Raw genomic sequence first — 12,917 nt, 5'->3', positions numbered from 1 at the left:
ATAATTATTCATTAAAAAGTTCTCCTCGGTGTGGTTTTAACGCATCGCGAAGAGCAATCATATGTTCATCAGTAACTACTATATAAGCGATGGCATACATTTCGTCATATATTTCAAAACCCGTAATAGTAATGGGTAATTTTTCAGCAGCGATGTATTCTTTTAAATGAATTTCGTGGTGTTCGGCTGTTTTTGCAGAAGCAGGTCCTCTAAAATCCCAAATTAATTTTATTTTTCTAGACATCTTTTTTTTGCAAAGGTAACTTCCTTTTCTAGATTTTTGCTTAAAATCAGTTGGATAAATTTAAGTTGCTTTTGTTACCTTTGCGGCATGCCAAAAGAACTGCTCCTTCAAGTTTCACCCGAAGTCGCTGCCAATGATTTTTTACTAAAAGATCATGTGGCTAAGATGTTAAAGGTTTCTAAGCCAACTATTCAACATATTTCCATTTTAAAACGTTCGATTGACGCTCGTCAAAAAACCATTAAAATCAACTTAAAATTGATGGTTTTTTTTCAAGGAGAACCGTTTATCGAGCAAAAAATCGAATTGCCCACTTATCCTAATGTAAAGAAACAGCAAGAAGTAATAGTGGTCGGAGCTGGGCCAGCCGGACTTTTTGCAGCTCTTCAATTAATTGAATTAGGTTTAAAACCGATCGTTATTGAGCGTGGGAAAGATGTTCGAGGTCGTCGCCGTGATTTAAAAGCGATTAACGTGGATCATCTTGTAAACGAAGATTCTAATTATTGCTTTGGCGAAGGGGGAGCCGGAACCTATTCTGACGGAAAACTGTACACAAGGTCTAAAAAGAGAGGTGATATCGATAGAATATTGCATTTGTTTGTTGGATTTGGAGCTTCACCTGATATTTTAATTGAAGCTCATCCTCACATCGGAACCAATAAATTACCACAAATTATCCAAGATATTCGTGAAAGAATTATCGAATGTGGTGGAGAAGTCCTATTTGAAACCCGTGTGACCGATATTCTAATCAAAAATAACGAAATAAACGGTGTTGTCACGCAGAACGGTGACCGTATTTTGTCGAACAAATTGATTTTAGCTACCGGACATTCGGCTCGTGATATTTATGAATTATTACATCGTAAAGGTATTTTAATTGAAGCGAAACCGTTTGCATTAGGCGTTCGGGCAGAACATCCACAAACATTAATTGATTCCATACAATACAGTTGTGATTTTCGAGGTGATTATTTGCCACCAGCTCCTTATTCTATTGTAAAGCAAGTAAATGGTCGCGGAATGTACTCTTTTTGTATGTGTCCCGGTGGCGTAATTGCTCCTTGTGCTACTAGTCCGGGAGAAGTGGTAACCAACGGATGGTCGCCTTCAAAACGAGATCAAGCTACTGCGAATTCTGGAATTGTGGTCGAACTGAAATTAGAAGATTTCAAGCCTTTTCAAAAGTTTGGTCCTTTAGCTGGAATGGAATTTCAAAAAACAATTGAACAAAAAGCATGGCATTTAGCGGGTGAAACTCAAAAAGTTCCAGCTCAACGCATGATTGATTTTACACAACATAAAGTTTCTTCAGCTATTCCTAAAACTTCTTATGTTCCCGGAACAACTTCAGTTGAATTAGGTGAAGTTTTTCCTAATTTTTTATCTCAAATTATGCGAGAAGGTTTCACTGAATTTGGAAAATCGATGCGAGGCTATTTTACCAATGAAGCCATTTTACACGCACCCGAAAGCAGAACTTCTTCGCCTGTTCGGATTCCACGAAATCCAGAAACTTTAGAACATCTTCAAATAAAAGGGCTTTATCCTTGTGGAGAAGGAGCCGGTTATGCAGGAGGAATCGTTTCCGCCGCTATAGATGGCGAAAAATGTGCCCAAAAAATCAAAGAAAGTTTGTAATTTTTTTTGGTGTATTCAACAGCCGTTAAACTTTTCACAAAAACCTAAAATTGCGGTAAAAACGTAACTTTTTCTTACCTTTGGGAAGCTATACCTATGCTATGACAGAAGAAAAAGTTATTTTAGTAAATGAAAGAGATGAGCCTATTGGTTTAATGCCAAAATTAGAAGCTCATGAAAAAGCAGTTTTGCATCGTGCCTTTTCAGTATTTATCTTAAATGATAAAAAAGAAGTCATGTTGCAACAACGAGCTCATCAAAAGTACCATTCTCCTTTATTATGGACCAACACTTGTTGTAGTCACCAACGAGAAGGGGAAACGAATATTCAAGCGGGAAAAAGAAGATTAATTGAAGAAATGGGCTTTTCAGCTGATTTGAAAGAACTTTTTCATTTTATTTATAAAGCTCCGTTTGATAATGGATTGACCGAACATGAATTAGACCATGTTATGATTGGCTACTATAATGGCGAACCGATTATCAATCATGAAGAAGTAGAAGATTGGAAATGGATGAGCATTGAAGCCATAAGAACAGATATGCAACAACATCCTGAGCTTTATACAGTTTGGTTTAAAATTATTTTTCAAAAATTTTATCATTTTTTAGAAAGTCATGTTGTTTAAATCGCAACAAGCAAACAAATTCAATAATTGTCAATCTCAACTCGTATGAATGTAACCGTTTCAAGAAAAGCTCATTTTAATGCTGCCCACCGATTGTATCGAAAAGATTGGTCGATGGACAAAAACAATTTAGTTTTTGGTAAGTGTAATAATCCCAACTATCACGGACATAATTATGAATTGATTGTGAGTGTAACAGGGCCCATTGATCCAGAAACAGGTTTTGTGGTGGATGTTAAAATATTATCCGATTTAATCAAAGAACACATTGAAGCGGCATTTGATCACAAAAACCTCAATGTTGATGTGCCCGAATTTATTGATTTAAATCCAACTGCCGAGAATATTGCAGTCGTAATTTGGAATAAATTGCGAAAGCATATCAACGAAAAGTTTGCGTTAGAAGTTATTTTGTATGAAACACCTCGAAATTTTGTAACCTATAAAGGAGTGTAAAATGGCATTAAAAATTGGAGATAAATTACCGAATTTCAAAGCAAAAGATTCGCAAGGAAATGTTTTTGATAGTCAATCTGTCGTGGGAGTCAAACCGGTTGTGTTTTATTTTTATCCAAAAGATGATACACGAGTTTGCACGCAACAAGCCTGTGGTTTTAGAGACCAATATGAAGACTTTACCCAATTAGGAGCAGAAGTTATCGGAATTAGTGGCGACTCTGTGGTGTCACATAAAATTTTTGCAGAAAAATATAAATTGCCATTTACGTTATTATCAGATGGCGATAAAAAAATCCGAAACTTATTTGACGTTCCAACCGCTTTATTTGGATTGTTGCCAGGTCGTGTGACTTACGTAGTGGATGAAAAAGGAATTCTTCGTCTTCAGTTTGATAATTTAGGCGGAAAAATCCATATTGAAAAAGCTCTTGCAACATTGAAAAAAATGAGTAAATAGCATTTCAATTCTTCCAAGTCAATCTATTTTTGTAATTTTGAGTACTGAATATAATTAATGGAGCAGACTTTATATCCTTTTACTTTTGAACCTATTTTTAAGGAACGCATTTGGGGTGGAACAAAACTTCATACGTTTTTACACAAATCCATTTTATCCAAAACGACTGGTGAAAGTTGGGAAATGTCAACAGTTTCCAATGATATCAGTATCATTTCTAATGGAATTTATCAAGGAAAAAGTTTAAACGAATTAATTGAAGCATTTCCAGAAGCTATCTTAGGAAAAGATGTTTTTAAACGATTTGGCAAGCAATTTCCACTTTTGTTCAAGTATTTAGATGCCAATCAAGATTTGTCGATACAAGTACATCCCAATGATCGGTTAGCAAAAGAAAGACATAATTCCTTTGGTAAAACAGAAATGTGGTATGTGCTGCAAGCCGATGAAGGAGCACGCTTAATTGTGGGATTTAAACAAGATACCAATCGTGAATTGTATACCGAAGCACTAGCAAATAAAAGTTTATTAACACTTTTAGAGGAAATTCCTGTTCAAAAAGGCGATGTTTTTTTGTTAGAAACGGGAACCGTGCATGCCATTGGTGGCGGAGTTCTATTAGCCGAAATTCAACAAACGAGTGATGTTACGTACCGACTATATGATTGGGATAGGGTAGCTGCCGATGGTCAAGCTAGAACTTTACATACGGAATTGGCCTTAGATGCTATTAATTTCAAGTCAATTTCTCCAAAACAAAACTATCAGGCTCAACTCAATAAAGCAGTGACCTTGGTTGATTGCCCTTATTTTAAAACAGAAATGATTTTATTAACTGGAGCAATAACCATAAAAAATCCAGGAGATTCTTTTTTGGTACTGATGTGTGTGGAAGGCAGTTTTGAATTGACTCTAGATAATACTACATATTCTTTCGCTTTAGGCGAAACCATCTTACTACCAGCTGTTTTGGCAAAATTTGAATTGCATGGAAAGGCTACGCTTTTAAAAATCACGGCCTAGCTTTTTAAATATTTAAATCGTTTAGTTATAAAACTTTTTGCGTACTTTTGCACCGCAATTAAAATATAAATAAAATGGCAAGCATTAAAAACTTAAAGAAAGACATCAATTTTGTGATGGGTGATATTATCGAAGCGGTTTACATTCATGAAATGACTTCTACTGGAAAACCAACTGAACAATCTAACGCCTTGATTGATGAAGCAATAGCTACTTTTGATACGTTAATCTCAAAAGTAAATGATAAAAAAATTGAAAATCGTCAAGCTCATTTAAAACAAGTTGAAAAAGATTTGGAAACTGCTGCGATTCAATTGGTTGAAAAAGTAAACGCACTTTAATCAAATTTTTGATAAAAAAAGTGCGAATTTGTTTTGGAATATTCATTTTCAAAATTATATTTGCACTCACATTGAGACGCCGATGTAGCTCAGCTGGCTAGAGCAGCTGATTTGTAATCAGCAGGTCGTGGGTTCGAGTCCCTCTATCGGCTCAATTTTTTAAAAGGACAACGTAAGTTGTCCTTTTTTGTTTTTCTTTTATTTTTAATTCAACATGAGTTGATAGAGTTCAATCACAAAAATCTGTAGAGTGATGAGGTTTAAGTATAAATAGTAGTTAGCCTACAAAAGAAAAAGTGCAATTCGTTAAATTTTCTATAGAGGTGTTTCTTTGCTAATAAGACGAGAGAGGTGTAAATTCACAAAAAAAGTGCTTATAATTCTTTTTGAGCTTCTTTGGCCGATTTTTCTTTAAGAATAATAAGTTCTTTGCGAGGGTCAGAAATCTTTTTATAAGTGATGTGATAGCCCGGAACTTGACTCCAGTCGCCCTCAATACTACATTCAATTTGATTAGTTCTCCAAATCAATTTGTCATTATATTTTTGCGTAGGTTCTCCATAAGCAAATTTTAAGGTGGCGTAAACACTCAATACTTTTTCAGTTACAATTTTAATTTCACTAATTTTAGTATCGTTTATAATTAGGAAAATAAATAGAATTTTGGCTCCCGAGAGTTGTTCGTTTTCGTTTCCAACATAAACATAGTTGGCTTTTGCATTCATGCTTAATTTAAATAAAGCTGCATTCGTTTCTTCTCTTTTCTGAAATTCAGGATAATCAGAAATAGAAGTCCCCAGTTTTATATTTCTAAACCCATTCTTAGTATCTAAAAAATTGCAATCTTGACCATGTGCTAAGTAAGAGACACAGATTAAGATGATGTGTATTATAGAAAGTTTCATTGTATGATTTTATAATAGAATAATACAGTATCAATATAACAAAAAATGCATTAATTGATTTTGGTTATGTGATATTTTGCCTAAATTAAAACCATTTAAACTCTTCCTATATCATGCCAAAAATATCAACAATCCGTTCAGTTGAAAACTTATAATTTCCAACTAATTTCCTTCTTCCAACTTTCGTTTTTCAATAAAATCAGTCAGCATTTTGCCATATTTAGATTTGGCAACTTTTGGAGACATTGAATTTTGAATCGTGTCTAAATACTTTGTTTGAGCGTCATAAAGTTCTGACAATGCAATATATGGACTTACCTCATAATCCTTTTGACTTAAAGCATAATTGATGGCATACAAATATTTTCGTTTAAGTAATTGGTCTTTAGCCGTTAAAACACTATCCAATTGTGTTTGGTTATTAGCCTGTTTAGCTAGGAGTTCTTTTTCTACTAATTCCAATTGATTCGCATTAAATCGGGCTTTTATTTTTTGAAAATCTAAATACAATTCGTTGTTTTTAGAACCTTTTACTTGTGCATCCGCATAAAAAGTTTCTACTGAAGTTTCAAAAGACAACTTTCCGGGTTCTGCAAAAACAATTAAGTTATTGTCAATCGAGTTTGTTTGACCACGGTCTAAAAAGAAATACAACATTTCTGGTGATTCAATTGTCAAATAACTGTCAAATTTCGATTGACCATCAAAAACAATGCTATCCATCAAAACCAAAGCAGTGTCTTTGAGTTGTTGGATATATAGTTTTCCTTGTTTAATTCCTTTAATATTTCCTGCAATATGTAAATTATAGTCCTGCTTTGTTTCTTTTTTACAAGCAATAAACAGACAGAATGTGACTAAAAGTAATACTGTTTTTTTCATTTTTTTTATGTTATCGATTTTAAGTAATTAATTATTTAGGAGCTGCAATTTCCATTAGAAAAGCAGACAATAAAGCTCCATAGGTTCCAGCTACGTATCCAAAAACAGCCAAAAGTACACCAACGCTAGCCAATGATGGATGAAAAGCAGAAGCTACAATTGGAGCAGAAGCGGCTCCGCCAATATTGGCTTTGCTTCCTACAGCAAGAAAGAAATAGGGTGCTCTAATTAGTTTGGCAACAATGATTAGCAGTAATACATGTATGGCCATCCAAATCAACCCTACCATCAATAATCCTGGATTATCCATTACTGAACCTAAATCCATTTTCATTCCGATAGAAGCAACTAAAATATAAATAAATACGCTTCCAATTTTACTGGCTCCTGCTCCTTCGTATTGTTTAAGTTTAGTAAATGAGAATAAAATTCCTAATACTGTTGCAATTGAAACCATCCAAAAAAAGCGGTCTCCAAAAGTGGAAGCAAAACTAGTTGGGTCGTTTACAATATCAAAATTAGATTTTAATAAGTCAGAAAGCGAATTGCTTCCCCAATGTGAAAGTCCTACAGCGGTGAAAGCGATTCCTAAAATAATCATTAAATCGGTTAAGCTTGGATTTCTTGTGACATTGTCAGTGTAAGCGGTTACTCTTTCTTTCAATTCTTCAATAGAACTTGTATCAGCTTTTAACCATTTGTCTATTTTTTCTTTACGGCCAATTCCAAAAAGTAAAACCGCCATCCAAATATTTGCAACTACAATATCCACTAAAACCATGGCTCCGTATTTCTCTTGATTATACTTAAAAACTTCAAGCATAGCAGCTTGGTTTGCACCTCCACCAATCCAACTTCCAGCAATAGTGGAAAGTCCACGCCAAACAGCATCAAATCCTGCACCACCAACTGTTTCTGGCGAAAAAATAGAAACAATTAAAATAGCTAATGGGCCACCAATAATTACTCCGATTGTTCCCGTAAAGAACATAATCAACGCTTTTGGGCCTAATTTAAACATTGCCTTTAAATCGATGCTCAACGTCATTAAAACTAAAGCAGCAGGAAGCAAATAGCGACTTGCAATAAAATAAATAGATGATTTTTTAGTGATAAGTTCACCGTTTTCGCCCATCTCAGTCCACTCTGAGGCAACAATGTTTAAAGAACTAAAAATAGAAGGAAGTAAGTAGCACATTAATAAGGACGGGAAAATGACATAGAATTTTTTCCAAAACCCTTCTTTTAGGGAGGAAGTGTAGAATACAAATGCCAATAAAAGCATTAATAATCCAAAAACGATGGTATCGTCAGTAATAAATGGTGCGTTTTTCATTCTTTTTAATTTGTCTGCAAAATAGGGATATTTTAAAAAGTAGGCTGCTTTTTCCGCTAGTTTTTCACAAAAAAATCCCTGAAACATTCGTATCAGGGATTTGTAATCTGAGTTAATTTAAGTTTACCCTTTTAACCAAGCTTCGCGTAAAGCTTTTTTAGAATCGTCGGTGGCTTGGTAACCATCAACTTCGTCCATTGGAATTTTTACAGTCCCTTTTAATTGCATTTCTTTATCTTCTCTTTTGATCTCAAATGTAATTGGGGCGTTTTCTTGCCAAGCCATACTTCCAATAATCATATCATAAATATTATCTAAATTATAGGCTGTTCCATCAATAGATTTAATGATATCGCCACCTTGAAGACCAATATTTGTCATGAAATTATTTAATTCAATTCCAGGTAAAATGATGATTTCTTTAGTGGATGGATTAACCGTGATATAAGGTGATTGTCCTTTTAAAAACACATTTCCAGGAATCTGTATTTTTGTTTGTGTGACTCCCATTTTTGCAAAATAATCTTCATAGAGAAGCGGGGTTGGTCCGCCAACATAGGTATCTAAAAAGGTTTTGATTTCTGGATTGGTTAAAGATACAATTTTGTCAAAAAGTTCGTCATCGGCAAAAGGTTTAGTCGTACCGTATTCTTTAGAAAGTTTTTGCATCAAATCAAGAATTCCTCTTTCTCCATTGCTGCTTTCGCGTAGTTGAATATCGAGGCACATCCCAATTAAGGCTCCTTTTTCATATACATTTAAGTAGGCATCTTTATAGTCTTTTTGTAAAACTTCAGCACTCATTTTTGTAAAAGGCATGGTTTCATCATAGCGTTTAGAATTAGTGATTTTTCCGGCCATTCGCTGATAAAAATCTTCTTCTGTAATTAAATCTTGGTTTACCTGAAATAAATTAGCAAAATATTCGGTGATTCCTTCATACATCCATAAGTGTTTTGACATTTTTGGTGTATTGAAATCAAAATTATGAATTTCTTTTGAGTGGACACTTAACGGGGTTACAATATGAAAAAATTCGTGTGAAACCACATCAATCATACTTTCTTCTAATTGCTCAGCAGGCATCGCTTCAGGAAAAACAACTGTTGTAGAGGTATTGTGTTCTAAAGCACCATAGCCTTTTGCATCCTCTTTTTCATAATCAGAAAGGTATAACAAGATGGCATATTTTTTAGTAGAATTTACTTTGCCAAGAAATTTCTTTTGAGCTTGCATCATTTTCTCCATTGCTGGTTTTAAATCTTCCGCTTTAAAAATTCCTTTAGGAGAATAAATACTTAAAATGATTTCCATATCATCCACCATAAAAGTGGTGAAGTTCGGTTTGTTATACATAATCGGATGATCTACCAATTCTGCATAACGCGAGGCTCTATAAAGGTCTACGCTTTCGCTTTTATCGAGGTCAATCATCGCCGTTGCTCCATATAAAGCGGTAGGTTTTGTGATGGTTAATTGATAAGGAAGTTCATTTAAATCTTTAAAATAACCCACAAAGGCATGGGTGTTAATGACGAAGTTTTCACCTTCGGCAATGTTTGTTCCGGCTGGGGAAAAAATACCTCCTTTGCCAAATTCAGAACCTGATTCAGAATCATAGGTGTCATTTACCAAATACGTAACTTTCGCTAAAGATTTAGCCTCTTTAATAATCCATGAATTTTCATCCATTTTGGCAACACTCAGCTCTTTTCCTTTGGCATTATAGGCTTTAAAGTTTTCGATATAACGGCCATAATCGTCTTCAGAATAGGTTCCGGGAACAATTTTTGGCATGTAAAACGTCGTTTCGTCTGATTTTATTTTCGGAGGAACAATAGTTACAGCAACTCGGTCATTATTAATATTAACTAAATCTAAGGAAACTTGAATTTCATTCGTTTTGTTTTGAGCGAATAAATTACTGCTGTTTAAAAAGATAAAAGTACCTAAAATGGCAACTGATAAAAATGATTTTTTCATAAATATTAAATTCTATGAGGTATAAGTAGTCAACCTTCAAATTTTGTTACAAATAACAACAAAAAACGCTTCTATTCAAAGCGTTAATTTGTTAAGGGTTTTGTAAAGTTTAGCGTGTGTTTTTTATTATCCAATTTTTCATGTCTGATAGTACCATTGGCGAAAAAGTTTCTTCTAAAGAACCATATTCTTCAACAGTACAAGTGGTGCAGGTTTGAAAAAGATGGTTAAGTTGCGGATAAATCTTGATTTCTACTTTTTTGTTTTTTGCTTTATCAGTAGCCATCTTAATTCCATTTGTATTGGATTTCGGAGCCACTTGAATATCTTTTTCTCCATTTAAAACCAACATCGGACAATTCACTTTTTCCAGGTAAACTGCAGGTTCATACTGAATAAAAGTACGAAACCAAGGGGTGAGCAATTGGTTTAATTGTTGGTCTATCAATTGCTTTTTTTGTTGTGAAGACAATTCTTTTAAATTTGAATCGATTAGCAGACTTTGTTCAATTAAAGCAGTTAATTTTGGTTTTATTTCTTCTTTACTTTCTTTGGTTTTTAAAAGAGCATAAAGCAATTGATTTGTTTTTTCGGCTTCTTGAAGTTGCTCTTCTGACATTCCTTGGGATTTGCCGACTAGATTGGATTGTTCAAGCAATAATTCGGAACACGGAATTCCGGGGCCGGCAAGCAAAATCATGTAAGCAATACTTTTGTCTTTTGACGCTACAATAGGAGCAATCATGCCGCCTTCACTGTGACCAATTAATCCAATTTTTTTAGCGTCTACTCCCGATTTTGTTTTTAAATACAAAACGGCAGCTGCTACATCTGCAGCAAAATCAAAAGAAGTTGCTTCTGCGTAATTTCCTTCCGATTTTCCAACGCCTCGCTCGTCAAACCGAAGTACACCAATGCCATTTCGCGATAAATAATCGGCGATAACCCAAAAAGATTGATGACCTAAAATTTCGGAATTTCGATTTTGCGGACCGCTTCCCGAAATTAAAACCACGACTGGATAAGGTTTGTTTGTTTGCGGATACGTTAACGTTCCAGCAAGTTTGATGTTTTCTTTTGTGTTTTCAAAAGTAATTTCTTCTATTTCATAAGGGAAAGGTGCTTTTGGTTCTTGTGGCCGATTTGGTTTTAAAATTTCTTTACTTTCTCTCGTTAATACGAGCGGAAAATTTTGTCCATTTTGACTAAAAACACCTTCAATTTCTTGATTTTCATTAAATTTTCCTGTAAAAGTTATACCAGCAGCATCAAACAAGAATTGCAAGCCGTTATCTTCATTGGTTACAGAAGTTAACGGAATACCTTTGGCATTTTGTTGAGGTACACTCATCGTCCCAGTCCATTTTTCACCTGCAATTTTAAAATCAAAACTAAGTGACATCATGCTTCCCATTATGTTAAGGTCGCCAAACCACTCGCCTTCAATAGATTGAGAATGTATGTGTGAGATAAAAAACAAAGCAATAAAAGTGACTATTTTTTTCATAAGGTTATTTATTTAGATAAATAATTAAATATTTTGAAACAATTTCAGTAAGTAAAAGACTGATAATAAATACTATAATCGCTTTTTTTCCTTTTGCATTGGTTGCAATTTTAAAGCCATTCCACAATAAAATTACAAACCAGAGCAGGAGTAGAATTGCTATTACAGAAAAAGCAAGGTTTAAAATAAGATTAGTAGAAGAGATTTCTGTAAAATGGCCATTTTGAAAGTTCTCCATGATTTCTTGGCTTGAGCGAAACATGACTTGGTTTACATTGAAAAATGGGAGTATATAAAATGGAATCCGGCAAATTAACGAAATATTCAAAACATCAATTGCTCTGGTTTTTGGATTGATTATTTTTCCTGCAATAAAATATAAAATGCTTAAAGTAAGTAGGTTAATCAGGTTATCTACCGCTACTTCTTGCCATGTTACCGAGGCATTAAAATGTAAATCTAAAACACCATCAAACCGTGCATTAAATATAAAACCCAAAAAAGTCCCTAGTATTGTAGCACTAAGTCCAAAAAAAAGTAATTGCTTTTCGCTAAAGGTTTCAAATGGATTAATTAGTTTTTTCATGCGTCTGAGCTAGTAAATTTAATTGTTCAAGACATTTTTGTAATTCTTCTGGTTTTTGAGTGCCAATTAAAAGTGGTTTTCGATAATCAAAATAAAGCTTTAATCCTTTATCGCCTCGAACATTGAATGCTTTTCCGTTTAGGCTTAATCGCACACCCCAGCCTCCGTAATCTCTTATTGGCGAATATGTGATGATTTCCATTTTTTTGATTGTAGAAAAAGGATATTTTCTTTTTTTCCAATGAAAAGGAAAATAAAAAACCTGGATTTCGTTTTTAGTAACTGTCGTTTGTAGCCGTAGCGAAACAAATAATAGCAGTATAGATGCTTCAAATAGATTATATAAGAAAAATATATTTTTTGAAATTGCTCCATTATGGTATTGCATATAAATGGAGTAGGAGCCAATCAATAAACCAATGCATATAATCGCCCAAAGCCACCACTGCGTAAATCGCTGTTTTTCGATAAATAAAGGTTTTACTTTCATTAGATTATAGGTTTTGTGATTGTTTTATTTTTCCAATTAAATCATCTAATTTATTTCGAACGGTTGGATAGCTATTTCCCATTTGTGTTGCCATTTCTTTTAAACTTCCACTGCTTAGAAAAAACTGTAGTATGAATTGTTGTTCTTCTTCAGAAAGCGTCAAAAGTGTGGGTAATGGATAATGGCCAGTTACCTGCGTATTGCATGTTTCACAAGTTAATTGCGAAACCGTCAAGGAATGTTCGCAACTTGGACAACGTATGGGTAATTTGGGTTTCATTTAAATAATGTTTAAACAAAAGTAAACAATATTTAAATAGTATTCAATAAAATGTATAAAAAGTTTCTTCAAGAACAAGAAGGAAGTAGTGTATTTATCTTTTTGAGATTTTATTATGCGTAATTTGTCTTTGTTGAGAACATTTAAAACG

Annotated in this window: 15 protein-coding genes and 1 tRNA gene; 7 read left to right on the top strand and 9 right to left on the bottom strand. The window is 33.9% G+C overall.

Annotation, left to right across the window (positions count from 1 at the left end; all coding sequences use genetic code 11):
- Positions 1 to 4: 4 nt before the first annotated feature.
- Positions 5 to 244 carry a hypothetical protein gene (locus PHR76_RS07705; RefSeq protein WP_300060537.1) on the bottom strand — a complete coding sequence of 80 codons (240 nt, stop codon included), beginning with the start codon at positions 242 to 244 and terminating at the stop codon, positions 5 to 7.
- Between the two features lie 87 nt (positions 245 to 331).
- On the opposite strand from PHR76_RS07705, the gene PHR76_RS07700 reads away from it, so the two are divergent.
- The 7 genes from PHR76_RS07700 to PHR76_RS07670 all read left to right on the top strand — a co-directional run bounded on the left by PHR76_RS07700 (position 332) and on the right by PHR76_RS07670 (position 4,949).
- Entirely contained in the window at positions 332 to 1,888 is a 1,557-nt protein-coding gene (locus PHR76_RS07700) for an FAD-dependent protein (protein WP_300060534.1), read from the top strand.
- A 101-nt stretch (positions 1,889 to 1,989) separates the two neighbouring features.
- Positions 1,990 to 2,517, top strand: coding sequence for an isopentenyl-diphosphate Delta-isomerase (idi, locus tag PHR76_RS07695; protein WP_300060531.1), 528 nt, complete (start codon positions 1,990 to 1,992; stop codon positions 2,515 to 2,517).
- Between the two features lie 45 nt (positions 2,518 to 2,562).
- Positions 2,563 to 2,973: a 6-carboxytetrahydropterin synthase gene (locus tag PHR76_RS07690; protein ID WP_300060528.1), complete on the top strand. Its 411-nt coding sequence runs from the start codon at positions 2,563 to 2,565 to the stop codon at positions 2,971 to 2,973.
- Between the two features lies 1 nt (position 2,974).
- Positions 2,975 to 3,433 (top strand): peroxiredoxin, encoded by a 459-nt coding sequence (locus tag PHR76_RS07685; RefSeq protein WP_300060525.1) that lies wholly within the window; start codon positions 2,975 to 2,977, stop codon positions 3,431 to 3,433.
- 57 nt (positions 3,434 to 3,490) lie between these two features.
- On the top strand, positions 3,491 to 4,456 hold the full coding sequence (locus tag PHR76_RS07680; protein ID WP_300060522.1) for a type I phosphomannose isomerase catalytic subunit: 966 nt from the start codon (positions 3,491 to 3,493) through the stop codon (positions 4,454 to 4,456).
- A gap of 74 nt (positions 4,457 to 4,530) precedes the next feature.
- A complete protein-coding gene (locus PHR76_RS07675; RefSeq protein WP_300060519.1) occupies positions 4,531 to 4,797 on the top strand; it encodes a hypothetical protein in 267 nt (88 codons plus the stop codon).
- A gap of 78 nt (positions 4,798 to 4,875) precedes the next feature.
- A tRNA-Thr gene (locus tag PHR76_RS07670) sits at positions 4,876 to 4,949 on the top strand.
- A gap of 222 nt (positions 4,950 to 5,171) precedes the next feature.
- Here PHR76_RS07670 and PHR76_RS07665 read toward each other — a convergent pair.
- The 8 genes from PHR76_RS07665 to PHR76_RS07630 all read right to left on the bottom strand — a co-directional run bounded on the left by PHR76_RS07665 (position 5,172) and on the right by PHR76_RS07630 (position 12,766).
- Positions 5,172 to 5,702, bottom strand: coding sequence for a hypothetical protein (locus PHR76_RS07665; protein ID WP_300060516.1), 531 nt, complete (start codon positions 5,700 to 5,702; stop codon positions 5,172 to 5,174).
- A gap of 162 nt (positions 5,703 to 5,864) precedes the next feature.
- Complete coding sequence (locus PHR76_RS07660; RefSeq protein ID WP_300060513.1) at positions 5,865 to 6,584, bottom strand: DUF4369 domain-containing protein; 720 nt, start codon at positions 6,582 to 6,584, stop codon at positions 5,865 to 5,867.
- A 31-nt stretch (positions 6,585 to 6,615) separates the two neighbouring features.
- Positions 6,616 to 7,920, bottom strand: coding sequence for a DUF819 family protein (locus PHR76_RS07655; protein ID WP_300060653.1), 1,305 nt, complete (start codon positions 7,918 to 7,920; stop codon positions 6,616 to 6,618).
- Positions 7,921 to 8,043: 123 nt separating this feature from the next.
- A complete protein-coding gene (locus PHR76_RS07650; RefSeq protein WP_300060510.1) occupies positions 8,044 to 9,903 on the bottom strand; it encodes a peptidase M61 in 1,860 nt (619 codons plus the stop codon).
- A gap of 109 nt (positions 9,904 to 10,012) precedes the next feature.
- Entirely contained in the window at positions 10,013 to 11,410 is a 1,398-nt protein-coding gene (locus tag PHR76_RS07645) for an alpha/beta hydrolase (protein ID WP_300060507.1), read from the bottom strand.
- 4 nt (positions 11,411 to 11,414) lie between these two features.
- A complete protein-coding gene (locus tag PHR76_RS07640; RefSeq protein ID WP_300060505.1) occupies positions 11,415 to 11,996 on the bottom strand; it encodes a hypothetical protein in 582 nt (193 codons plus the stop codon).
- Entirely contained in the window at positions 11,980 to 12,486 is a 507-nt protein-coding gene (locus tag PHR76_RS07635; protein WP_300060502.1) for a hypothetical protein, read from the bottom strand. Before PHR76_RS07635 ends, PHR76_RS07640 begins: the two co-directional genes overlap by 17 nt.
- A gap of 4 nt (positions 12,487 to 12,490) precedes the next feature.
- On the bottom strand, positions 12,491 to 12,766 hold the full coding sequence (locus PHR76_RS07630) for a DUF2089 family protein (protein ID WP_300060499.1): 276 nt from the start codon (positions 12,764 to 12,766) through the stop codon (positions 12,491 to 12,493).
- Positions 12,767 to 12,917 lie beyond the last annotated feature (151 nt).

The organism is Flavobacterium sp., from assembly GCF_028689845.1.
Taxonomy (GTDB): domain Bacteria; phylum Bacteroidota; class Bacteroidia; order Flavobacteriales; family Flavobacteriaceae; genus Flavobacterium.
The sequence above is the reverse complement of the archived record's forward strand: the minus strand, read 5'-3'. Positions and strand labels throughout refer to the sequence as shown.

Excerpts from the sequence above, each read along its gene's own strand:
- PHR76_RS07705 (WP_300060537.1), bottom strand. The coding sequence starts at position 244 with ATGTCTAGAAAAATAAAATTAATTTGGGATTTTAGAGGACCTGCTTCT.
- PHR76_RS07700 (WP_300060534.1), top strand. The coding sequence starts at position 332 with ATGCCAAAAGAACTGCTCCTTCAAGTTTCACCCGAAGTCGCTGCCAAT.
- idi (WP_300060531.1), top strand. The coding sequence starts at position 1,990 with ATGACAGAAGAAAAAGTTATTTTAGTAAATGAAAGAGATGAGCCTATT.
- PHR76_RS07690 (WP_300060528.1), top strand. The coding sequence starts at position 2,563 with ATGAATGTAACCGTTTCAAGAAAAGCTCATTTTAATGCTGCCCACCGA.
- PHR76_RS07685 (WP_300060525.1), top strand. The coding sequence starts at position 2,975 with ATGGCATTAAAAATTGGAGATAAATTACCGAATTTCAAAGCAAAAGAT.
- PHR76_RS07680 (WP_300060522.1), top strand. The coding sequence starts at position 3,491 with ATGGAGCAGACTTTATATCCTTTTACTTTTGAACCTATTTTTAAGGAA.
- PHR76_RS07675 (WP_300060519.1), top strand. The coding sequence starts at position 4,531 with ATGGCAAGCATTAAAAACTTAAAGAAAGACATCAATTTTGTGATGGGT.
- PHR76_RS07665 (WP_300060516.1), bottom strand. The coding sequence starts at position 5,702 with ATGAAACTTTCTATAATACACATCATCTTAATCTGTGTCTCTTACTTA.
- PHR76_RS07660 (WP_300060513.1), bottom strand. The coding sequence starts at position 6,584 with ATGAAAAAAACAGTATTACTTTTAGTCACATTCTGTCTGTTTATTGCT.
- PHR76_RS07655 (WP_300060653.1), bottom strand. The coding sequence starts at position 7,920 with ATGAAAAACGCACCATTTATTACTGACGATACCATCGTTTTTGGATTA.
- PHR76_RS07650 (WP_300060510.1), bottom strand. The coding sequence starts at position 9,903 with ATGAAAAAATCATTTTTATCAGTTGCCATTTTAGGTACTTTTATCTTT.
- PHR76_RS07645 (WP_300060507.1), bottom strand. The coding sequence starts at position 11,410 with ATGAAAAAAATAGTCACTTTTATTGCTTTGTTTTTTATCTCACACATA.
- PHR76_RS07640 (WP_300060505.1), bottom strand. The coding sequence starts at position 11,996 with ATGAAAAAACTAATTAATCCATTTGAAACCTTTAGCGAAAAGCAATTA.
- PHR76_RS07635 (WP_300060502.1), bottom strand. The coding sequence starts at position 12,486 with ATGAAAGTAAAACCTTTATTTATCGAAAAACAGCGATTTACGCAGTGG.
- PHR76_RS07630 (WP_300060499.1), bottom strand. The coding sequence starts at position 12,766 with ATGAAACCCAAATTACCCATACGTTGTCCAAGTTGCGAACATTCCTTG.